The 20,378-nt window shown below is 60.1% G+C and carries 21 protein-coding genes and 1 tRNA gene; 8 read left to right on the top strand and 14 right to left on the bottom strand.

Annotation, left to right across the window (positions count from 1 at the left end; genetic code table 11):
• Positions 1-70 precede the first annotated feature (70 nt).
• On the top strand, positions 71-1,765 hold the full coding sequence (locus tag ACGHU1_RS07965) for a thiamine pyrophosphate-binding protein (RefSeq protein ID WP_390585574.1): 1,695 nt from the start codon (positions 71-73) through the stop codon (positions 1,763-1,765).
• A gap of 17 nt (positions 1,766-1,782) precedes the next feature.
• Here the strand turns inward: ACGHU1_RS07965 and ACGHU1_RS07960 are convergent, their stop codons facing one another.
• On the bottom strand, positions 1,783-2,205 hold the full coding sequence (locus ACGHU1_RS07960) for an EVE domain-containing protein (protein WP_390585445.1): 423 nt from the start codon (positions 2,203-2,205) through the stop codon (positions 1,783-1,785).
• Between the two features lie 202 nt (positions 2,206-2,407).
• Here ACGHU1_RS07960 and ACGHU1_RS07955 point away from each other — a divergent pair, with 202 nt between their 5' ends.
• From ACGHU1_RS07955 to ACGHU1_RS07935, 5 genes are all read left to right on the top strand, one after another.
• A complete protein-coding gene (locus tag ACGHU1_RS07955) occupies positions 2,408-4,081 on the top strand; it encodes a putative bifunctional diguanylate cyclase/phosphodiesterase (protein ID WP_390585443.1) in 1,674 nt (557 codons plus the stop codon).
• Between the two features lie 73 nt (positions 4,082-4,154).
• Positions 4,155-4,964: a diaminopimelate epimerase gene (gene dapF, locus ACGHU1_RS07950; protein WP_390585572.1), complete on the top strand. Its 810-nt coding sequence runs from the start codon at positions 4,155-4,157 to the stop codon at positions 4,962-4,964.
• Positions 4,961-6,175, top strand: a complete 1,215-nt coding sequence (locus ACGHU1_RS07945) for a MiaB/RimO family radical SAM methylthiotransferase (RefSeq protein ID WP_390585440.1) — start codon at positions 4,961-4,963, stop codon at positions 6,173-6,175. The genes dapF and ACGHU1_RS07945 overlap by 4 nt, the downstream gene beginning before the upstream one ends.
• Positions 6,172-7,095 carry a signal recognition particle-docking protein FtsY gene (gene ftsY, locus ACGHU1_RS07940; RefSeq protein ID WP_390585438.1) on the top strand — a complete coding sequence of 308 codons (924 nt, stop codon included), beginning with the start codon at positions 6,172-6,174 and terminating at the stop codon, positions 7,093-7,095. Before ACGHU1_RS07945 ends, ftsY begins: the two co-directional genes overlap by 4 nt.
• On the top strand, positions 7,095-7,748 hold the full coding sequence (locus ACGHU1_RS07935) for an inner membrane-spanning protein YciB (protein WP_390585435.1): 654 nt from the start codon (positions 7,095-7,097) through the stop codon (positions 7,746-7,748). The genes ftsY and ACGHU1_RS07935 overlap by 1 nt, the downstream gene beginning before the upstream one ends.
• Here the strand turns inward: ACGHU1_RS07935 and ACGHU1_RS07930 are convergent.
• Entirely contained in the window at positions 7,745-7,945 is a 201-nt protein-coding gene (locus ACGHU1_RS07930; protein WP_390585432.1) for a hypothetical protein, read from the bottom strand. The two genes, ACGHU1_RS07935 and ACGHU1_RS07930, sit on opposite strands and share 4 nt — an antisense overlap.
• A gap of 148 nt (positions 7,946-8,093) precedes the next feature.
• Between ACGHU1_RS07930 and ACGHU1_RS07925 the strand changes: the two genes are divergently transcribed.
• The gene (locus ACGHU1_RS07925; RefSeq protein WP_390585430.1) at positions 8,094-9,449 is read left to right on the top strand and encodes a M24 family metallopeptidase; all 1,356 of its coding nucleotides are present in this window, start codon (positions 8,094-8,096) and stop codon (positions 9,447-9,449) included.
• A 743-nt stretch (positions 9,450-10,192) separates the two neighbouring features.
• Here the strand turns inward: ACGHU1_RS07925 and ACGHU1_RS07920 are convergent.
• From ACGHU1_RS07920 to ACGHU1_RS07875, 10 genes are all read right to left on the bottom strand, one after another.
• A complete protein-coding gene (locus ACGHU1_RS07920; protein ID WP_390585427.1) occupies positions 10,193-12,115 on the bottom strand; it encodes a potassium transporter Kup in 1,923 nt (640 codons plus the stop codon).
• A gap of 148 nt (positions 12,116-12,263) precedes the next feature.
• Entirely contained in the window at positions 12,264-12,902 is a 639-nt protein-coding gene (locus ACGHU1_RS07915) for a tetratricopeptide repeat protein (protein WP_390585425.1), read from the bottom strand.
• On the bottom strand, positions 12,902-13,318 hold the full coding sequence (locus ACGHU1_RS07910) for a cytochrome c-type biogenesis protein (RefSeq protein ID WP_390585423.1): 417 nt from the start codon (positions 13,316-13,318) through the stop codon (positions 12,902-12,904). The genes ACGHU1_RS07915 and ACGHU1_RS07910 overlap by 1 nt, the downstream gene beginning before the upstream one ends.
• Positions 13,318-13,842 carry a DsbE family thiol:disulfide interchange protein gene (locus tag ACGHU1_RS07905; RefSeq protein WP_390585420.1) on the bottom strand — a complete coding sequence of 175 codons (525 nt, stop codon included), beginning with the start codon at positions 13,840-13,842 and terminating at the stop codon, positions 13,318-13,320. The genes ACGHU1_RS07910 and ACGHU1_RS07905 overlap by 1 nt, the downstream gene beginning before the upstream one ends.
• Positions 13,842-15,857: a heme lyase CcmF/NrfE family subunit gene (locus tag ACGHU1_RS07900; protein WP_390585417.1), complete on the bottom strand. Its 2,016-nt coding sequence runs from the start codon at positions 15,855-15,857 to the stop codon at positions 13,842-13,844. The genes ACGHU1_RS07905 and ACGHU1_RS07900 overlap by 1 nt, the downstream gene beginning before the upstream one ends.
• A gap of 15 nt (positions 15,858-15,872) precedes the next feature.
• Positions 15,873-16,334, bottom strand: coding sequence for a cytochrome c maturation protein CcmE (gene ccmE / locus ACGHU1_RS07895; RefSeq protein ID WP_390585414.1), 462 nt, complete (start codon positions 16,332-16,334; stop codon positions 15,873-15,875).
• Entirely contained in the window at positions 16,331-16,471 is a 141-nt protein-coding gene (gene ccmD / locus ACGHU1_RS07890) for a heme exporter protein CcmD (RefSeq protein WP_390585411.1), read from the bottom strand. The genes ccmE and ccmD overlap by 4 nt, the downstream gene beginning before the upstream one ends.
• A complete protein-coding gene (gene ccmC / locus ACGHU1_RS07885; protein ID WP_390585408.1) occupies positions 16,471-17,244 on the bottom strand; it encodes a heme ABC transporter permease CcmC in 774 nt (257 codons plus the stop codon). Before ccmC ends, ccmD begins: the two co-directional genes overlap by 1 nt.
• Before the next feature lie 131 nt (positions 17,245-17,375).
• Positions 17,376-18,443, bottom strand: coding sequence for a Leu/Phe/Val dehydrogenase (locus ACGHU1_RS07880; protein WP_390585405.1), 1,068 nt, complete (start codon positions 18,441-18,443; stop codon positions 17,376-17,378).
• 79 nt (positions 18,444-18,522) lie between these two features.
• Positions 18,523-18,599 (bottom strand) — tRNA-His (locus ACGHU1_RS07875).
• Positions 18,600-18,828: 229 nt separating this feature from the next.
• Between ACGHU1_RS07875 and ACGHU1_RS07870 the strand changes: the two genes are divergently transcribed.
• Positions 18,829-19,461 (top strand): prolyl hydroxylase family protein, encoded by a 633-nt coding sequence (locus tag ACGHU1_RS07870; RefSeq protein WP_390585569.1) that lies wholly within the window; start codon positions 18,829-18,831, stop codon positions 19,459-19,461.
• Positions 19,462-19,565: 104 nt separating this feature from the next.
• On the opposite strand, the gene rpmE is transcribed toward ACGHU1_RS07870, so the two are convergent.
• Complete coding sequence (rpmE, locus tag ACGHU1_RS07865; protein WP_390585403.1) at positions 19,566-19,790, bottom strand: 50S ribosomal protein L31; 225 nt, start codon at positions 19,788-19,790, stop codon at positions 19,566-19,568.
• Between the two features lie 104 nt (positions 19,791-19,894).
• Positions 19,895-20,374: a 3-hydroxyacyl-ACP dehydratase FabZ gene (gene fabZ / locus ACGHU1_RS07860; RefSeq protein WP_390585401.1), complete on the bottom strand. Its 480-nt coding sequence runs from the start codon at positions 20,372-20,374 to the stop codon at positions 19,895-19,897.
• Positions 20,375-20,378 lie beyond the last annotated feature (4 nt).

Below are 20,378 nucleotides of genomic sequence, written 5' to 3'. Positions count from 1 at the left end.
ACCGCGCGCCTGCACCGATTGCCCTGGCGCAGCGGCAGAGCTAAGCGGCATTGGTAAGGGATCAGAGGAGATGTGTGACGTGCCGAATGCCACCAAAAGCGCCGCCGAATTGCTGGTTGAATGTCTGGCGCAGCAGGGCACCGACCGGATTTTTACCGTTCCCGGCGAAAGCTTTCTGGCGGTGCTCGATGCTCTCCACGCAAAAACGGAAATCCAGACCGTCACCTGCCGTCAGGAAGGTGGAGCCGCGTTTATGGCCTGCGCTGATGGCGCGTTGAATGCGGGCGGTTCGCCCCGTCCCGGCATTGCGTTTGTCACGCGCGGCCCGGGCGCGACCAATGCCAGCATCGGCGTGCATGTCGCGCATCAGGACAGCCAGCCGATGATCCTTTTCGTCGGCGATGTCGCCCGCCCGATGCGCGACCGCGAGGGGTTTCAGGAGGTCAATTTTAAGGCGTTCTTTGGCCCCATCTGCAAATGGGCCGCACGCATTGATGACCCTGCCCGCATCCCTGAATATGTCGCGCGCGCCTATTCCACCGCGATCAGCGGACGCCCCGGCCCGGTGGTGATCGCGCTGCCCGAAGACATGCTGTGTGATGCCGTTGACGCGTCAATCGCGCCGCGCCCTGCGGCATTTCGACCGGCGCAGGCGGTTTGCCCTGATGCGATGCAGGCGCTGTTCGGCCTGATTGGCGACGCAGCAAGCCCCATTGCCATCATCGGCGGCGCGGGTTGGAACGCCAAGGCGCGCGACCACTTCCAGCAATTCGCCGAAGCAATCGGCCTGCCGGTTGCGACCGCATTTCGCCGGCAAGATGCGATATCGCCATCCTCGCCCGTCTATGCCGGCAATCTGGGCTATGGCCCCAACCCAAAGCTTATCGAGCGGGTCAAATTCGCCGATCTGGTGATTGCCGTGGGCGCACGGTTGGGGGAGGCGACCACCGACGGATACGAAGTGCCCACTCTGGAACACCCCGATCAGGTGCTGGTCCATATCCATCCCGATCCTGACGAGCTGGGCCGCGTTTACAGCACGCAATTGCCGATGGCGTGCTCGGTCGACGAATTCGCCGAGGCTGCCGCGCTGTGGGAGGATCACGCGATCATACCATTCGATGCCGGTGCACAGGCACATGCCGAATGGGAAGAATGGGCGAGCGCAAAGCCATCTGGCGCCGCTCCTTCTCTGGACATGGCGGCCTGCGTCACCGCCATGCGCAAAATGCTTCCGGCGGACAGCATCATCTGCAACGGCGCGGGCAATTTTGCAGGCTGGTGGCACCGTTACTGGCGATATGAAGGCTATCCCAGCCAGCTCGCCCCCACCGCCGGGGCAATGGGATACGGCGTCCCCGCCGCCATCGCTGCGTCCCTGCGCCACCCGGAAAGAACGGTGGTCGCCGCAACCGGAGACGGCGATTTCCTCATGAACGGGCAAGAGCTCGCCACGGCGGCCCAATACGGCGTCAACCTGCTGGTGCTGGTCGTCGATAACGGCGCGTATGGCACCATCCGAATGCATCAGGAGCGCGAATATCCCGGCCGGGTGTCGGGCACGCAGCTGTCCAATCCCGATTTCGCCATGCTTGGCGCGTCATACGGGGCGTGGAGCAAAGCGGTCTCAACCACGCAGGAATTCAAGGATGCACTGGCCGAGGCTCAGAGCAGCAGCGGGCTTCGCCTGATCCACATGAAAATCGACGTGGAGCAGCTCGCCGCGAGCGGCGCGACCGTCAGCGGATTGCGCGCCAAGGGCTAAAGCGTACAGTCAGACGGTCAGCCCTCGGCCATCTTGCAGATTAATTCCCATTCATCGGGCTTGATCTTGGCAACCGACAGGCGCGACAGGCGGACCAGCTCGCAATCGGCGAGTTTTGGCTCTGCCTTGATCTGTTTGAGCGTTACCGGCGTTTCGAATTTGCGTTTCGGCTTTACCTTTACCGCCGCCCATTTGCCGGTTTCATCGGTCGGATCGGTGATGCCTGCAACGCTGACCGTGCAGATGCCGACGATCTCCAGCCCTTCGCGCGAGTGATAGAAAAAAGCCTCGTCGCCCTCTTCCATCGCGGCCAGATTGTTCTTGGCCAGATGATTGCGGACACCGTCCCACGTGCCCTCTTCCTCTGCGACGAGGTCATCCCAGCCGTATTTGAACGGTTCGGATTTCATCAGCCAGTAATTGCGGTTTGACTTGGCCATGCGAATATCTCCTGCGGGATGCTGTATCTTGACCAACGGACTAATATCCGTGCGCCCCGCAATCCACCCCGTTTTGCCGGGATACCGCGATTAACCCGATATTTATTGGTGCGCGCCATACGAAAGGGCCGTTCGTTTCTGTCCGGGCGAACGTCAATGTTTCTGGGGGGATCTGCCGCGTCCAGCGTGGGAATCAACAATAGTGACAGATGAAGAGAAGCCCGAGGCTGCTTTAGGAGCCGCTGAAAAAGACATTATGGCGCTCGGCATTGCGACCGCAGCGATTATCCTATTTGTCGGCACCGGGGGTTCCGTCCTGCCGAGGGTTTTCGACGCCATGTATTCTGGCGGCGCAGCCCCTGACCCACTGCTGGTCAATGCGCTTTTGCTGAACATTGCTCTCATTATTTTTGGCTGGCGACGGTATCGCCAGCTGACCCACGAAATCGCTGAGCGCAGACGCGCAGAGGAGCAGGCCCGCGAACTCGCCGAAGTCGATCCCCTGACAAGCTGCCTGAACCGGCGCAGCATGGCAGCGGCAACAGACCGGCTTCGTCTTCACGCGAACGCGCAAGGTCAGGCGGTCGCTTATGCGATGATCGACCTCGATAATTTCAAACAGATCAATGATATGCACGGCCACTCGATTGGCGATCAGGTGCTGGTCGCGCTGGCACAGCGGATTACCGAACACCTGCCAGAGGGCGCGGCGCTGGCCCGGCTGGGCGGTGATGAGTTTGCTTTCGTGGTTGCCTATGACCCGCAAAAGCGCGGGCGGGTTGACGACCTGATCATCCGTTTGTTCGACAACATTGTTCTGCCTTTCAAACTCGGCAGCCTGGTGATCGATGCCACCATGTCGATGGGCGTTGCAACCGATCATGACGATCAGGGCGGCAACCCGGCGCTGCACAATGCGGATCAATTGCTGCACCGCGCCGACATCGCGATGTACAACGCGAAAAAGCAGGGCAAGAACCGCTATTTCTGGTTCGAGCCGACAATGGAAAACGAACTTCGTTTCCGCAATGAAATCGAATCCGGCATTCGGCGCGGCGTTTCTGCCGGTGAATTTGAGCCCTACTACGAACAACAAATCGACCTTGAAACCGGCGAGCTGGTAGGGTTTGAAATGCTGGCGCGCTGGAATTCGCCAAATCTTGGTCTTGTCAGCCCGGAACTTTTCATTCCCATCGCCGAAGAAATCGGATTGATTTCGGTATTGTCCGAAAACCTTATGGAGCTGGCATTCAAAGACGCTTGGGAATGGGATGATGCGATCACGCTGTCGGTCAACATCTCCCCGGTGCAACTGCGCGATCCATGGTTTGCCCAGAAACTGCTGAAGCAATTGGTTGCCAGTAATTTCCCGGCCCACCGGCTGGAAATCGAAATCACCGAAAGCTGCCTGCACGACAATATTGGCATGGTCCGATCAACCATCACCAGCCTTCGCAATCAGGGTGTTAAAATCAGCCTCGACGATTTCGGCACGGGGTATTCCAGCCTTGAACAGCTGCGTACCCTGCCGTTTGACCGGCTCAAGATCGACCGGTCCTTTGTCCGCGAATTGCGCGATGCCGGCGGCAATTCTGAAATCGTCGATGCCATCATCTCGCTGGGCCGGGGTCTTGGTATGCCCATCACTGCCGAGGGTATCGAGAGTGAGGAAATCCTCTCGATACTGAAACAAATGGGCCAGTTGAAAGGGCAGGGTTTTCTCTACGGCCAGCCAGAAACGGCAGAGCAGGTGCGCCTGCGCCTTGCCGCGATTGGCAAGCTGAGCAAAGCATCACGCGGCCCCGCGCCCGCTACTGATCGCGAAGGTGAGGCAGACATCGCGCAAACCGTCACGCCGCGCCGCGCCCGATCCTGATCTGCCAGATGCGCGCGTCACGGGCGCTGCGCACTAGACGCAGAGCGCCTGCGTGCATAAATGCGCCCTCGATATGCGCGTTCCTTTCATCAAGATGCACGGCCTGGGCAACGACTTTGTCGTGCTGGATGCGCGCGCCAGCGATATACCGGCCATCACTGGAGCCGCCGCCCACGCGATTGCAGACCGGCGCCGCGGCATTGGCTGTGATCAGCTTATCATCCTTGAACAGAGCACCGCCGCCGATTTCCGTATGCGCATCTTCAATTGCGATGGGGGCGAGGTGGAGGCGTGCGGCAATGCCTCTCGCGCAGTGGCATTGCTCCACGGCAAAGCGGCCAAGGTGGAAACGGCGGGCGGCATGATCGCGCTGGAGCCAGCCGAAGGCGGAGCGACCGTCGATATGGGCAAGCCGCGCTTTGACTGGGACGCCATCCCGCTCGGCTATGCGATGGACACCGCCGCGATGCCGGTGGGCTGGGACGGTTTGGAAACGCCGATGGCCGTCAATGTCGGCAATCCGCATGTCGTCTTTTTCGTGGAGGATGCTGACGCGGTCGATCTGGCGGCAATCGGCCCGGTCATCGAAACCGATGCCCTGTTTCCCGAACGGATCAATGTGAACGTCGCGAGCCTAAAGGGCGAAAATCATCTCAAACTGCACGTCTGGGAACGCGGCGCCGGGCTAACGCGGGCCTGCGGAACCGGTGCCTGTGCGAGCGCAGTTGCAGCGATAAGAAAGGGGATCGTGCAAAGCCCCGTCACTGTCACCCTGCCCGGCGGCGATCTAACCATTGCGTGGGAACAAGGCGCGCCGATCCGCATGACCGGCCCGGCGGCAGAGGCGTATCGCGGCAGTTTTGAATGGGACGATTATTCATGAGCGCGCCCTCTGAAGTCAAAACTGATCAAGCCGCCGATGCAAGAGCCGAAGTCATCTCGCTCGGCTGCCGCCTCAACATCGCCGAAAGCGAACGAATGCGCGCGATGCTGGCAGACAGCGGCGATGTCGTGGTGGTAAATTCCTGCGCCGTCACCTCAGAGGCTGTGCGCCAGACCCGTCAGGCCATTCGCAAGGCCCGCCGCGCGCGTCCCGATGCGCGCCTGATTGTGACCGGATGCGCCGCCGATATTGAGCGCGATCAAATCGCCGCCATGCCCGAGGTTGACGGGTTGATCGCGAACGAGCGCAAGCTGGACCCGCGCAGCTGGAACATTCCGGCCAGCGAAACTCCGATTGCGCCAACAAAAACGCGCGCCTTTATCGCGGTTCAAAACGGCTGCGATCATGATTGCACCTTTTGTGTAATCCCGCAGGGCCGCGGGACAAGCCGATCGCTGTCCGTCACCGCCACGCTGAAAGAGGTGGAACAGCACCTTGACCAAGGCGCGAAAGAGGCTGTGCTGACCGGCGTTGACCTCACCAGTTGGGGCCATGACCTGGCTGACGCACCGAAACTTGGCGCGCTGGTCTCAGCGATCCTTGATGAGTTTCCCCAGCTTGGCCGCGTGCGCCTTTCTTCGCTCGACGGGATTGAAATCGACGCGCAATTGTTCGACTTGATCGCAGGCGAACCGCGCGTGATGCCGCACCTGCACCTATCGCTTCAGCATGGAGCGGACTTGATCCTAAAACGAATGAAGCGCCGCCATTTGCGCAAAGACGCGGTTGATCTGGTGCTCGGCCTCAAACAGCGCAGGCCCGAAATTGCGGTCGGCGCGGACCTGATGGCCGGGTTCCCGACCGAAACCGCCGAACACCACGCCGAAAACCTCTCGATCATCCGCGAGCTTGGCATTGCGCATGGTCACGTCTTCCCGTTTTCACCCCGTCCCGGCACCCCCGCCGCGCGGATGCCGCAGCTGGACCGGCAGGTGATCAAGGGGCGCGCCGCCGAACTGCGCGCCGCCGTCACCGAAGTGCGAGCCGCATGGCTCACCAGCCTTGTGGGCGAAACATTGCCCGTCCTCGCAGAGCGCGATGGAACCGGCTATGCGCCCAGCTATGCCCGCGTCCGTCTGCCCGATGGCGCGCGGGCAGGTGACATCATTCAAATGACCGTGCGCGGTATCGAAGAAGGCATGCTGGTATGAGCGAGACAAGTTGGAGCGACAGGCTGCTGGGCGGCTTTCGCAAGACATCCGACCGGCTCGGCGATAATCTCAGCGGACTGGCGGGCGGCGGTAAGCTGGACGATGCGACGCTCGACAATATCGAAGATGCGCTGATCATCAGCGATCTCGGCCCTTCAGCCGCAGCGCGCATTCGCGGGCGGCTGGCTGAAAAGCGGTTCGGCGCGGAGATCACGCAAATAGAGCTGAAAGAGGCCGTGGCAGAGGAAATCGCCGACATCCTGCGCCCGGTGGCAAAACCCCTCGAAGTGACAGCGTTTCCGCGCCCGCAGGTCATCCTGGTGATTGGCGTAAACGGGTCCGGCAAGACGACGACAATCGCGAAACTCGCGCATCTGTTTACCGAAGACGATTACGGCGTGCTGCTGGCGGCGGGCGATACTTTCCGCGCGGCCGCCATCGGGCAGCTGGCCACATGGGCGGACCGCGCCGGTGTCGATCTGGTGCGCGGGCCAGAGGGCGGCGACCCCGCCTCTATCGTGTTCGATGCGGTAAAGCAGGCCACTGACACCGGCATTGATGCGCTGATCGTCGACACCGCAGGCAGGCTGCAAAACAAACGCGAGCTGATGGACGAGCTGGAGAAAATCCGCCGCGTGCTGGGCCGCCTCAATCCCGAAGCGCCGCATGACGTCGTGCTGGTGCTCGATGCGACCAACGGACAAAATGCGCTGTCGCAAATCGACGTTTTCAAAGAAGTCGCTGGCGTCACCGGGATCATCATGACCAAGCTGGACGGGACAGCGCGCGGCGGCGTTCTGGTCGCGGCCGCCGAACAATACGGCCTGCCGATCCATGCCATCGGAGTGGGAGAGAAGATGGAAGACCTGCGCCCGTTTGATCCCGATCTTGTCGCGCGCGTCATTGCCGGGGTGGCCTGATGACAGACACTGCTCAAACAGCGGAAAAGCCCAAGTCGAGCTGGCTCAATCTCGCGGTCGATTACGGCCCGCTGCTCGTCTTCCTCGCGGTTTATCGGTTCAGCGCCCCTGCCGAGACCGATCCGCAGGCCGAATTGCAGGCAATTATCACCGGCACCGGCGCATTTATGGTCGCGGCTCTCGCCGCGCTCGCCATATCGAAATGGAAGCTGGGCAAAGTTTCGCCGATGCTGTGGTTTTCAACCGCGCTGATCGTCGGATTTGGCGCGCTCACCATATTCTTTGGCGATCCGCGTTTCGTGCAGCTGAAACCCACCATCATTTACAGCGTATTCGGCGTTGTCCTGCTGATCGGATATTTCATGGGCCGCGCCCTGCTGAAAATCCTCTTGGAGGCCGCGTTTGAGGGGCTGACAGATGAAGGCTGGCTTAAACTGTCGCGCAATTGGGGCGTGTTTTTCCTCGCCCTTGCCGCTCTTAACGAAGGGCTAGTCGCCTATATGTCGTTTGAGGGGTGGCTATGGGCAAAGCTATGGGTGTTCCTGCCGCTCACATTCCTGTTCACGCTGGCAAATCTGCCTATGCTGTTAAAGCACGGGCTGGATGTCGGTCAGGAAGAAAAAGTGCTGAAAGACGAACCGCCCACCACTTAGGCGGCGATATTTTCCCAGCCGAGCGGCGCGCGGTCGCAATCGGCATACAGGGCGCGGCGGGCACGTTCGTGCAAAACGGCATTTACCACGGTTTTCTGATTGTCGGTCGTGCGGCTGCTTCCCATCGGGCTGATATAGCCGCGGTGGCCGGACTTGTGCTGAGGGCGCCCTTGGGCGAAAACACGGACGGATGTCATTGCGAAATTCCTATCGAAACTTGATTGCCAGCAATATGCAGGCGCTGTTGCCGCCCTTTACGCGCGGGCATAGGGTTTTGTTTCCGGGAACATTTTCGCAGTTCCAAATCGGGACCACTGCGGGGGAAAGAGTAAATTGAGACAGATCATGATCGCCGCTGCGCTTTTGTCTGGCACAGCCGCCTCCGCGCAGTCGGCCCCTGAGGGTGCAAACCCGGTCATCACGATGAGCGAGACCGAGCAGACCTCCCCCGCCCTTCCCCCGGTCATGACCCTGCGCCAGCGCGCCGATGTGATCGACCGCATCCTTGCCGAGCGGCTGGACACGGTGATCCCGCAGATCATGCGTGAAGAGGGAGTCGATTTGTGGCTGATGATGAGCCGCGAATATTTTGAAGAGCCGGTGGTCGCGTCCATGCTCGACGCGCGCAGCATGGCGGCACGGCGGCGCACCATCCTGATCTTTCACGATCCGGGCAATGGCCAGCCTATCGAGCGGTTGACCGTCAGCCGATATGGCCTCGGCGGCCTGTTTGAACCGTCATGGGATCCTGAAACCCAGCCCGGTCAATGGCAGGCGGTTGCCGACATTATTGCCGCGCGCGATCCGGCAAAAATTGCCATCAATTATTCGGACAAGACCGCATTCGGCGACGGCATGACTTACAGTCAATTCAACGCGATGAGCGCCAAACTTGATCCAAAATATCGGGAGCGGGTCATTTCGGGAGAGACGCTGAGCGTGCGCTGGCTGGAAACGCGCATCCCGTCTGAAATGGAGCTGTATCCCTCCATCGTGCGCACCGCCCATGCGATCATCGCAGAGGCATTTTCCAATCGCGTTATCACACCGGGTGAAACCACGGCGGCGGATGTCCAGTGGTGGTACCGCGAACGTCTGGCAACGCTGGGCCTCACCCCATGGTTCCACCCCAGCATCGGCATCCAGCGGCAGGGTGCGGCGGAGATGCTGCGCGGTGACACCGTGATCCAGCATGGCGACCTGTTGTGGACCGATTTCGGCATCACGTATCTGCGTCTGAACACCGATACGCAGCACCTCGCATATGTGCTGAAACCGGGCGAGACGGAAGTCCCAGCGGGCCTCGCCGCGGGTCTCGCCAATTCCAACCGGGTGCAGGACATTCTGACCGCCAATTTCGAGGTTGGGCGAACAGGCAATGCCGCTATGCTAAAATCGCGCGCCGAGGCGATTGCAGAAGGGTTAGACCCGTCGATCTACACCCACCCCATCGGCCTGCACGGCCACGGCGCAGGCCCGGCTATCGGGTTCTGGGACAACCAAGAAGCTGACCCGCGCGGCGCAGGCCCGATCCGCGCAAACACCGCATGGTCAATCGAGCTTACGACCTATGCCGAAGTGCCCGAATGGGGCGGACAACGCGTCGATTTCCGCACCGAGGAAGATGCGTTCTTCGACGGCGAAACCGTGCGGTACATCGATGGGCGTCAAACGGAGATCGCGGTTATTGGGGCGGACTAGATTTGAATATTGCGCGCTTGGATTCGATTGATTCACAAGCTCCAGAACTCATTTTTGCACGTCAAAATTTTTTCGCAGATTCGTTTTTGTGGTTGCGACTCTGCGAAGTCTAGGACTTCTAGGGCTTAGAGGTGTATTACGGTGGTAATACACCTTGTGCATAAGGCGGCGTCTTGAAGCAATCGGCATTTACCCTCTTGCGCCAAACCAGCGCCTCACTCACTATCTAATGGTTCGGAGACGATCTGGGGTCCAATCCAAGATCGTCGGGGGCACACAGCCACGCTCCACAGCTATCGGCCCATTCAAAAGGACTGAAATCGGCGGTGTCGCCCCCTCCGAACTATAAATGACAAGAAACTGCGTTTTTCGCAAATGCAATTTGCAACGGGTGCGAACGTCAACAAGGCTAGCGCCCCACGTTTCGGTTGTTTTTGAACACATTTTCCCACCGATATTTTTGGCGCGAGAAACGATCGTGCCTTCAGGCGAGGTTGACCCCAATTTTTGGGGAGATCCGAAGCGCCGATGATTCCACCGAAAACACAACCATTTTCCTACTCGGCCGAAGCGCGGCATGGTGGCTGCGGCTCTTTGAAAACCGTATCGCCAAACAGGTCCGATGTTGGACACTTGTCACCCGTGTCCTACACGCGCAAATCGCGCGTTTGCGGGTAAATCGGGTGTATGACGCGCATGACACCTCGCCTGATCTGTCATGCGTGTCCTACAGCAACGCAGCGTCAGATTTCGACCTGGCTTCCCAGTTCGACCACGCGGTTGGTCGGCAATTTGAAGAAGTCCATCGCACTGGCCGAATTTCGCAGCAGCCATGCAAAGATCTTCTCACGCCAGATCGGCATCCCCGGTTTGTCACTCGCCAGCAATGTCTGACGCGACAGGAAGAAACTGGTCTGCATCATGTCAAATTCGCCGCCGCACCGTTCCATCTTCTTCAGGCCAAGCGGGACGTTCGTTTCTTCCATGAACCCGTAATGCAGCACCGCCCTGTAAAAACCGTCGCCCATATCGGTGTATTCGCAGCGCGCATCGGGATCGACATAGGGCACGTCCTGAATATCGACGGTCAGGATCACGACCCGCTCATGCAGTACCTTGTTGTGTTTGATATTATGGAGCAGCGCGGATGGAACGCCCGCCGTGCTGGACGCCATGAAGATCGCAGTGCCGGGCACCCGCAGCGCGGAATTCTTTGCCGATTTGGCAAAGATTTCCATCGGCAGCGCGTGCTCGCTCATCCGCTCCCGCATCAGCTTGCGACCGCGCGCCCACGTGGTCAGCAACAGGAACGCGATAAACCCGACCATCAGCGGGAACCAGCCGCCATCGGGCACCTTCGTCAGGTTGGCCGCGAAATAGGCGCCATCAACGATCAGGAAGACGAGGACGACCGGCAGCGCATACCACCATTTCCACTTCCACACGCCGACAAACAGCACCGCCATCAGCAGCGTATCGATGGTCACAGCGCCGGTTACCGCAATACCGTACGCACTGGCGAGGTTGGAAGAATTCTGGAACGTCAGCACCAGAATGATAACCGCCACCATCAGCGCCCAGTTGATGAATGGAATGTAAATCTGCCCGCCTTCGGTTTCGGAGGTGTGCTGAATGTTGAGCCGGGGGATATAGCCCATCTGGATCGCCTGGTGAGTGATCGAGAATGCGCCGGAAATCACCGCTTGGCTGGCAATGAATGTGGCCACAGTGGCAAGGAAGACGAGCGGCAGGCGGTATTCTTCCGAGGCGAGGAAGAAGAACGGGTTCTGGATTGCCTCGGCAGCCTGTTCCGGCGGCAGGCCGATGATCATCGCGCCTTGCCCGAAATAGTTGAGCAGCAGGCACGGCATGACAAAGCCAAACCAACTGAGCCGCATCGGACCCCGACCGAAATGGCCCATATCGGAATACAGCGCCTCCGACCCTGTAACGGCCAGCACAACCGACCCCAGCGCGAGAAAGGCAAGCCAGCCATCGAGCACGAAGAAATTGATCGCGTAATACGGGTTGAGCGCCCACAGAATCTCGGGCGTGTTGATGATCTGCCAAGAACCCATGCCCGCAATAACCGTGAAATAGACGATCATCACCGGCGCAAACAGCGCGCCAACTTTCGCCGTGCCGCGCCGTTGCAGCATGAACAGGAACACCAGCAGGCCGATAGCGATCGGGATAACGAATTGCTGGAAACCGGGGTCGACTACGGTCAATCCCTCGACCGCCGACAGCACCGAAATCGCAGGCGTGATCATGCTGTCCCCGTAGAAAAGCGAGGTCGCAAACACGCCCAGCAGCACCGCCACCCAGCCATAGCGCGATTTGGATATGCTACGCGAAATAAGCGCGACCAGCGCGAGCGATCCGCCCTGCCCCTTGTTATCGGCGCGCATCAGGATCGAGACATACTGGATCGAAACGACGAGCGTCATCGACCAGAAAATCAGGCTGACAACCCCCAGCACGTGCGGCGTATCGAGCGCAAGCTGGTTGGGACCAACGAATGTTTCACGAAATGCGTAAAGCGGACTGGTGCCGATATCGCCGAACACGACACCGATTGCGCCGACAGCCAGCGCCTTTTTCGACGCACTGTGCCCGTGGCCTCCGACGGGAGGCTGGTGCGCTGGAGTGGCTGTTTCGCTCATACGTTCTGGATTTCCCGAACCCGGTACTGCCCCGCAGCGCGGCCGGATTGTCGCGGCGCGCCATTCGAAATGCGGCTTTCCGCAAGGTCGCGGCCCCTAGCACCGCCGTTTCGCGCTCGCAACATTTCACCCGGCCTGCAGTGTGACACTATTGCAGCATCGGGGCGTTGGCGATCATCTGATCCAGCTGATTGACCCGCGCCTCAAGGTCGCTGCGCCATGCAGCATCCGCCGGGGCGCGCTCTAGCAAAGCTGACCAGACGCCGTGTGCATTGCGGAATTCGCCGCGCTGCAAATACGAAAAACCGAGGAAGAGATCGGCGGCCGGGTTTACAGGATCAATAGCGCGGGCGCGGTCATAGGCAAAAATCGCCGCCGGGGTGACAGCGCCGTCGGCATGGCTCGTCAGCGCCATTGCCAGCGCCAGCCATCCTTCGAGGTGGTTCGGGTTCTCCGCCAATCCCCTGCGTAGCAAACCGGCCGCATCATCGAATTTGCCCCGGCGGGCAAACGCATCGGAGGTCACAATGTAAGCCGGTTTCGGCCGCACTTCGTCGAACAAGGAGCGGCGCGCAGCGACCATTTCCTCTCCCGAACGCGGCGCCTCTATCATTGCCGCTTTTGGACTGCCGGGCTGCTCTGGCGAACCTTTCCAAGCATATCCCGCAAGGCCGAACAGCAGCACCGATCCAAACAGCGCATACCCCTCTCGCGGCAGACGCAGCACGGTCGCCGCCAGTCCGAACGCCGCCAGCGCAAGGGCGAGTACTGCAATCCAACCGATCATTATTTTGCGCTCTCGCCCCGCCGCCGGCCAAGCCGCCGCAGCAGAATACCGCCGGCAATCAGGACAAGCAGAGCCGGAATAGCAAACAGCGGCCACGTGTTCGCACTAACCTCCGGCTGATAGCTGACATAATCGCCGTACCGCTCAACCAGCCAGGCGCGCACAGCCTCCGGCTCCTCCCCCGCGGCGATCCTCGTGCGCACCTGATGGCGCATGTCGCCTGCAATCGGGGCATCGCTGTCATTGATATTTTGCGATTGGCAAGTGAGGCACCGCAGCGTTTCCATCAGTGCGGTGGCCTTCGCCTCAAGCACCGGATCGCTGATCTGATTGTTCGCATAAGGCGCGGGCGGCAGATCATCCTGCGCGGCAAGAGGCGCTGCAATCAATAAGAGGACTGCGAGAACAAAACGCATCAGGAGACTTCCTCCAGTATCTGCAACAGCTTGGCCACGTCGCTTTCCCGGATATCGCCGATATGCTGGTGCCGGATATTACCCTGCGCATCAATGACGAAGGTTTCCGGCACACCCGCAGCGCCGATTTCTATCTGAAGCTCTGAAATGTCGTCTGCGCCGATGCGGGTGTAAGGATTGCCATGACGGTCGAGGAACACGGAAACATCTTCCGGCGTGTCGCGAATGGCGATGCCGATGATTTCGACGCCCTCTTCCTTCAGCGCCTCCAGTTGCGGGGCCTCTGCGATGCAGGGCAAGCACCAGCTGGCCCAGACATTCAGCAGTTTTGGCTTGCCGCCGATAAAGTCCGCGCGGGACGCCCCGGGCAGGCCGTCATAGGCTGGCGGCAGGTCGAATTCCGGCAATGGTTTATCGACCATGCCCGAAGGGATCGTCTGATCCTTGTCCTGAGTCAGCATATATCCGGCAAGTCCTGCGAAAAACAGGAACAGGGCGAGCGGGATGAAGGATACGGGGCGCATCAAACGGGCTCCGGCTGGGTTGGAGGGGGCGGATCAGCGGCGCCGAGTGCGGCTTTATCCGCTCTGCGATCTTCGCCCAATTGCACTGCCTTTCGCCGCCGCAGATCGACCTGCAAACGTCCGAAGATCGAAAGGATACCGCCCAGAGCAATCAGAATCCCGCCATACCAGATGAACGTGACAAACGGTTTCCACCAGATGCGCAGCTGCCAGCGGGCATTGCCGTCAGCATCCACACCCGCATGATTTCCGATGACAGCGTAAAGTTGGCCGTCCCACCGCGTTAGCAGTGCGCTTTCATTGGTCGCCTGTGTCGGAGCCCAGAATGTCCGTGCCTGCGGGCGCATCATGACCGGCTCTGCGCCGCCTCTGCTGACAGACAGGCGCGCTTCCAACGCGGTCCAGTTCGGGCCTGCGATCGGATCGACACTGTCCAGCGTCACGTCCCAATCTGAAATTTGCTCGGTCGAACCCGGCGTGACGGCTGCCAATCGCTCCTGCGTGAACGCGCTTTCGCTCACCATTCCGAAAAGCGACACCGCAACACCGAAATGCGCCATCACCATGCCCCACGTCGCGAGCGGGACGCGCGCCAGCTTTCGGCCCCGTAATGGCAGGAAAGCCGCCACAGCCAGCACTGCAGATAGCGCGAGGCCCAAAACGGCCAAGACCGAATAGTCGCTGAAAACGCCAATTAGAACCGTCGCGGCAATCAGAATGCTCCCCAGGACGATAAGCTCGATACGGATGCGGCCCGGCGTGTCCTGCTTCCAGCGCAGCAGCGGCCCGATGGCCATCACGATGAACATCGGGATCGCAAATATCGCGCCCGCCGGATTGAAATACGGAGGCCCGACCGAAACACGCACATCGAAAGCCTCCGTCAGCAGCGGATAAAGCGTGCCGAGCAGCACAATGGCGAGGATCGCGGACAGCATCACGTTGTTGAACACCAGCGCACCTTCGCGGCTGCTGGCGGTGAACCGCTTGCCCTCTGTAATCGAGCTCGCCCGCACTGCAAATATAGCAAGGCTCCCGCCGATATACAGGCCCAGCAGGGCAAGGATAAAGCTGCCCCTTTCAGGGTCGACCGCGAATGCGTGGACACTGGTAAGCACGCCCGATCGAACCAGAAACGTGCCGAGCATACTCATCGAAAACGCCAGCACACCCAGCATGATTGTCCAAGTCCTAAGAGCATCGCGTGCGGCCAGAACGCTTACCGAATGCAGCAAAGCGGTCGCCGCCAGCCACGGCATCAGCGAAGCGTTCTCTACCGGGTCCCAGAACCACCAGCCGCCCCAGCCCAGCTCATAATACGCCCAGTAAGAACCGGCAGTGATCCCCAGCGTCAGAAACACCCAGGCTCCCAGCACCCAGGGGCGCATGACCTTGGCAAAATCGGGCGTCACCTGCTTCGTGATGAGCGCACCCATCGCGAGGCTGAATGCCACGGACAGCCCGACATAGCCGATGTAAAGCGTGGGCGGATGGATCGCGAGGCCAATGTCCTGAAGCAGCGGGTTCAGCCCCGTGCCCTCTGCTGCTGGAACAGGTAGGCGTTCAAACGGGTTCGAAGATAGAACCAGAAACGCGTAAAATCCCAGCGCAACGAAACCCTGCACCGCCAGCGTCGCGTTCATGGTGCTTTCTGGCAGGCGCCGCTCCATCCACGCAAGCAATCCGCCCGACAGAGCCAGCACAGCCACCCAGAGCAGCATCGACCCTTCGTGATTTCCCCAAGTGCCGGTCAGCTTGTAAAGCATCGGCTTTAGCGAGTGCGAATTCGTCGCCACCAGCCTGATCGACAGGTCAGTCACCGCAAACGCATACAGCAGCAGGCAGAACGCCAGCACCGCCAGAAACGCCTGCACAATCGCCGCAGGCCGAGCGTAGACGGCAAAGGCAGCGGCACCCGGATGGCTCGTCCGAAGGCCAAGCGCGCCGGACACCATCTGCAACACCGCAAGCGCGGTTGCGAGCCAGAGTGCGGCATGGCCAAGTTCAGCGATCATCGCGCGTGTCCAATCCTACTCGGTGCCGACAACCGTGTCAGCGGCGTAATCGGCGGCCTTATGGCCTTCCAGCCCTTCGAGTTCGCGCGGAACGTAGTTTTCATCATGCTTGGCAAGCAGGTTGGTCGCCTGAAACACGCCGTCCGGGCCAAGGCTGCCCTCTGCCACAACGCCTGATCCCTCGACGAAAAGATCGGGAAGGATGCCGCTGTATGTGACCGGCACGGTGCTTTGTGTGTTGCCTGTCACGACAAAGCTGACGGTTATTCCGTCCGCCTGCGCCGCGATTGAGCCGGGCTGCACCATACCGCCCAGCCGCACCGCCTGCCCGACTGCGGGCGGCTCTGCGGCCATTTGTTCAGGCAAGTAAAAATAGTTCGCCTGATTGCGCAGCGTCCATGCCGCCAGCAATCCGGCAGCGACAATTGCAATCAGGGCAATGATGACCAGCGTCATGCGTTGATGTTTGGCTTTCATCGGCGCTTGACCTCATCGCGGCGCTGTTCTGCGCGGCGCATGGTCCGCCAGCTCCACACGATAAGCAGCGCGAGCGCGCCCAGACCGATTGCGTAGGCGGCAATCACGAAATCCCAGTGGTTGAGAGCCTCCCGCATCAGGCGCTCCCTACAGCAGCAGTAGAGGAGGCAGCCGCGCTGCTGATCTGGCTGTCATCGTCCAAGGCACGCCGGCGCAGGCGCGCCTCGACCTGTTGCTCTGCAATCAGGGCGCGCATCCGCATCAAGACGATCCCCCCGAACAATAGCGAAAATCCGAGGACGGCCACGAGCAAGGGCCACAGAAACACCGGGTCAATTGCGCTATTGCCAGCGGTTATGCTGGGTGGTTGGTGCAGCGAATTCCACCATACGACGGACCGGTTGATGATCGGAATATTGATCGCTCCGACAAGACCGAAAATCGCTACGATCTTGGCAGACCCGCCTTCGCGAGCGGAAGCCTGCGCCAAAGCGATATATCCCGCATAGAGAAACAGCAGAACCAGCATCGACGTAAGCCGCCCGTCCCAAACCCACCACGCGCCCCATGTCGGCCTGCCCCAGATCGATCCGGTGGCAAGGCAGATGGCCGTGAAAGTCATACCGGGCAGCGCGATCGCGCGCGCGGCGATGCTGGCCAGCGGGTGCTTCCAGATAAGCAGCATCGCACTGGAAATCGCAATTCCCGTCCATCCTCCCATACCAAGCCAAGCGGCGGGCACGTGGATGAAAAGGATGCGGACACTCTCGCCCATCAAGCGGTCGGGCGGAACCACGGCGACGCCCCACGCGATCGCAGCCAGCGACAGGCCGAGGCCGCTCCAGAAAAAGAGCGGCATCAGCCACTGTGCCAGTGACAGAAAGCGTTTGGGGTTGGCGTAAATATGCATGCAGCTTGGCTCTGATACTGTATTAATTCGCCTACCGCGACCGGCAAGGCCGCAAATTGTGCAATGCTTCGTCGTTTTCCCGCAATCGAGGGCCATCGAGGCCCAAAAACTGTGGCTTTACGCCCGCAGGATCAGCCTCTGCCAATCAGATCCTGCGCCATGCGGTCGGCCACGACATCGGGAGGTGTCGATGAGGAATCGCTTTGCTGCCAGATCGTTTCAAGCCGATCTGGGATGGAGGCGATCAGTTTGTGTACCTCGTCAACGCCGCTAGGTTTGCTATCGCGCCGGGCGATATATTCGGTCGCGACTGAAATAATGCCGCCTGCATTGATGACGTAATCGGGAGCAAACAGGATACCGCGATCGAACAGTGTCTGGCCGTGGTGCGCGCGGGCGAGCTGGTTGTTTGCGCCGCCTGCGACAATCGCTGTGTCGAGGGCGGCAATGCTTTCCTCGTCAAGGATCGCGCCGAGTGCATTCGGGCTTAGCACATCGCAAGGGACCGAAAGGATTGCGTCTGCATCCACCGCCGTTCCGCCGATTTCGTCAGCGAATGCGGCTGCGCGGTCAGCATGGATATCGGCCACCGTCAGTTTTGCACCGTCTTTGGCAAGCAGCCGCGCGACACCGCCGCCGACGCTGCCGATCCCTTGCACCGCGACATGCACGCCCTGAACGGTGTCCTTGCCCAGCTTGTGACGGACTGCGGCCTTGATCCCCAGATAGATGCCCGTCGCGGTGAACGGGCCAGGGTCGCCGCCAGCGGCGTTCTCACCCGATACCGGAAGGCCGGAAACATGCGCGGTGCGCTGTGATACGGCAACCATGTCAGCCTCACTGATGCCAACATCTTCTGCGGTAACATAGCGCCCGCCAAGCGATTCGACCGCGTCACCGAATGCAGCAAGTAGCTCCGGCGTTTTGGTCCGGTCTTCGTCGGCAAGGATGACGGCTTTACCTCCGCCAAGCGGAAGGCCCGCCATCGCATTCTTGTAGCTCATCCCGCGTGACAGGCGCAGGGCATCGCGCAGGCCGTCTTTTGGGTCGGGATAATGCCAGAACCGCGTGCCGCCCGCACCGGGGCCGAGATGGGAGGAATGCACCGCGATAATCGCCGTCAGACCGCTTTTGCGATCGCGCACCACGTGCACCATCTCATGATCGTCAAAATCAGGTTCGGTCCAGAAAGCGGTCATTATACCAAGTGTCCCTGTTGGCCGCGCGATATGCGCTGCACGAACGGACCAATGGCGGGTGCCGAATAAAGGGGGGAAATGGGGCGATCGAGGGGTCTCGAACCCCCGACCTCCGGCACCACAAGCCGGCGCTCTAACCAACTGAGCTACGATCGCCACAAGCCCCTACCCGGCGAGACCTTTCGGTCATTGCCAAGTCCGCGCGAGGGGGCGGTTTACTCGTGTTGCGCAGCCGGTCAAGACTACGCAAACGCGGCGCGAGCCTGTTGCACAAACCGTATCGCATGTGAAGCGAAAACTGCGCCTGAATGCGCGCTGCGCAAGATTATTACCCGGCACGGCAAACGACCTTGGCGAGGGTTCAGCCGCGGGTTATTGCCGCACCATGGTCGATCCAGGCGAATCTTCTATCGAAACCCTGCACGCGCATCCCGGCGTGCTGCGCGTGCCGTCCCCGAAAATCGAAATGGTGCTGAAACCCGATTTTCTGCCGCCGGAACTTTGCCATTCGCTGATTGAACTAATCGAATCGGACCGCCGGCCATCAACAGTGGCGGACTACAATGGCGATGCCGCGTTCCGCACCAGCGAAACCTGCGATCTCGACGCGGGAGAGGCTGCGGTGCAGGAAACCGAGCGCCTGCTCGAACAATTCACCGGCATTGATCCCGCGCATGGGGAAACACTGCAGGGGCAGCGTTATTCCGTTGGACAGGAATTCAAACAGCACACCGACTGGTTCAATCCTGACGGAGCAGACTGGGAAAAATATTGCAGTGTCGCAGGCCAGCGCACGTGGACCTTCATGATCTACCTCAACGATGTCGAGGCTGGCGGCGCGACGCGGTTCAAATCCATCGGCAAGAAAATCGAACCGCAGCAGGGCAAGCTGGTGGGCTGGAACAACCGCAAAGCCGATGGCAGCGGCAATGTGAACACGCTGCACCACGCGATGAAAGTGCGTAAGGGGCTGAAATACGTCATTACGAAATGGTACCGCGAAAAACCGTGGGGCTGACCGCTATCTCAACGCCCAAATGAAAAAGGCGGCCCCGTCGGACCGCCCTTCCCTCACAACCCGAAGGTTGCAAACTGGTGCATCGCTTTGCGTAAAAGCGGCGCTTATTTCTTGAGGCTGAGCCCGCCAAAACGCTTGTTAAAGGCGGCAACGCGGCCACCTTCCTGAAGCTGTTGCTTGCCGCCGGTCCATGCCGGGTGGCTGGTGGGATCAATATCGAGTGCGAGCGTGTCGCCTTCGTTGCCCCAGGTCGAGCGGGTCTGAAACTCTGTACCATCGGTCATCTTGACCGTGATGGTGTGATATTCGGGATGCCCTTCGGCTTTCATGATCTATTCCTTTGGAGCTTTCACCGGTTCCGACCGGCGGCGCTATAAAATCTGGAAGCGGCGCATTTAACGCGCCAGCCGCGAATTGCAAGCGAAGTTACGCCTTAATTCTTGGGAGGATCAGCAATCATAGCGGTGAATTCGACATCGCACGACGTTTTACCCTCGACGCTGGCCTTGCCCTTGAACTTGTAAACGCGGCTACGTTTCTGGACGAATTCAACCTCAAGGTCGAGTAGGCAACCCGGTGTTACCTGAGCGCGGAACTTTGCGTTCTCGATACCCATGAAGATAACCAGCTTGCCCGTGCCCGCCAATTCCAGTGTCTCGATGCCGAGAATGGCCGCAGCCTGCGCCAGCGCCTCGATCTGGAGGACACCGGGCATGATTGGCGCGCCGGGAAAGTGCCCCTGGAAGAATTCTTCATTCATGCTGACGGCTTTCACCGCATGAATGCGCTCCCCCAGATGGATCGCCTTAACTCGGTCGACCAGCAATAACGGGTAGCGATGAGGCAGGGCTTTAAGCACTTTGTGGATATCATAATCCACAATCGGTTCCGAAACACCCGGTGCGTCGCTCATAGCC

This window comes from Erythrobacter sp. MTPC3 (assembly GCF_042854385.1).
In the GTDB taxonomy this organism is placed as follows: domain Bacteria; phylum Pseudomonadota; class Alphaproteobacteria; order Sphingomonadales; family Sphingomonadaceae; genus Erythrobacter.
This window is presented reverse-complemented; position numbering and strand designations above follow the sequence as displayed.

What these genes read in the sequence shown, in the direction of transcription:
- ACGHU1_RS07965 (WP_390585574.1), top strand. Translation starts at nt 71, where the DNA reads ATGTGTGACGTGCCGAATGCCACCAAAAGCGCCGCCGAATTGCTGGTT.
- ACGHU1_RS07960 (WP_390585445.1), bottom strand. Translation starts at nt 2,205, where the DNA reads ATGGCCAAGTCAAACCGCAATTACTGGCTGATGAAATCCGAACCGTTC.
- dapF (WP_390585572.1), top strand. Translation starts at nt 4,155, where the DNA reads ATGCGCGTTCCTTTCATCAAGATGCACGGCCTGGGCAACGACTTTGTC.
- ACGHU1_RS07945 (WP_390585440.1), top strand. Translation starts at nt 4,961, where the DNA reads ATGAGCGCGCCCTCTGAAGTCAAAACTGATCAAGCCGCCGATGCAAGA.
- ftsY (WP_390585438.1), top strand. Translation starts at nt 6,172, where the DNA reads ATGAGCGAGACAAGTTGGAGCGACAGGCTGCTGGGCGGCTTTCGCAAG.
- ACGHU1_RS07935 (WP_390585435.1), top strand. Translation starts at nt 7,095, where the DNA reads ATGACAGACACTGCTCAAACAGCGGAAAAGCCCAAGTCGAGCTGGCTC.
- ACGHU1_RS07930 (WP_390585432.1), bottom strand. Translation starts at nt 7,945, where the DNA reads ATGACATCCGTCCGTGTTTTCGCCCAAGGGCGCCCTCAGCACAAGTCC.
- ACGHU1_RS07925 (WP_390585430.1), top strand. Translation starts at nt 8,094, where the DNA reads ATGATCGCCGCTGCGCTTTTGTCTGGCACAGCCGCCTCCGCGCAGTCG.
- ACGHU1_RS07920 (WP_390585427.1), bottom strand. Translation starts at nt 12,115, where the DNA reads ATGAGCGAAACAGCCACTCCAGCGCACCAGCCTCCCGTCGGAGGCCAC.
- ACGHU1_RS07915 (WP_390585425.1), bottom strand. Translation starts at nt 12,902, where the DNA reads ATGATCGGTTGGATTGCAGTACTCGCCCTTGCGCTGGCGGCGTTCGGA.
- ACGHU1_RS07910 (WP_390585423.1), bottom strand. Translation starts at nt 13,318, where the DNA reads ATGCGTTTTGTTCTCGCAGTCCTCTTATTGATTGCAGCGCCTCTTGCC.
- ACGHU1_RS07905 (WP_390585420.1), bottom strand. Translation starts at nt 13,842, where the DNA reads ATGCGCCCCGTATCCTTCATCCCGCTCGCCCTGTTCCTGTTTTTCGCA.
- ACGHU1_RS07900 (WP_390585417.1), bottom strand. Translation starts at nt 15,857, where the DNA reads ATGATCGCTGAACTTGGCCATGCCGCACTCTGGCTCGCAACCGCGCTT.
- ccmE (WP_390585414.1), bottom strand. Translation starts at nt 16,334, where the DNA reads ATGAAAGCCAAACATCAACGCATGACGCTGGTCATCATTGCCCTGATT.
- ccmD (WP_390585411.1), bottom strand. Translation starts at nt 16,471, where the DNA reads ATGCGGGAGGCTCTCAACCACTGGGATTTCGTGATTGCCGCCTACGCA.
- ccmC (WP_390585408.1), bottom strand. Translation starts at nt 17,244, where the DNA reads ATGCATATTTACGCCAACCCCAAACGCTTTCTGTCACTGGCACAGTGG.
- ACGHU1_RS07880 (WP_390585405.1), bottom strand. Translation starts at nt 18,443, where the DNA reads ATGACCGCTTTCTGGACCGAACCTGATTTTGACGATCATGAGATGGTG.
- ACGHU1_RS07870 (WP_390585569.1), top strand. Translation starts at nt 18,829, where the DNA reads ATGGTCGATCCAGGCGAATCTTCTATCGAAACCCTGCACGCGCATCCC.
- rpmE (WP_390585403.1), bottom strand. Translation starts at nt 19,790, where the DNA reads ATGAAAGCCGAAGGGCATCCCGAATATCACACCATCACGGTCAAGATG.
- fabZ (WP_390585401.1), bottom strand. Translation starts at nt 20,374, where the DNA reads ATGAGCGACGCACCGGGTGTTTCGGAACCGATTGTGGATTATGATATC.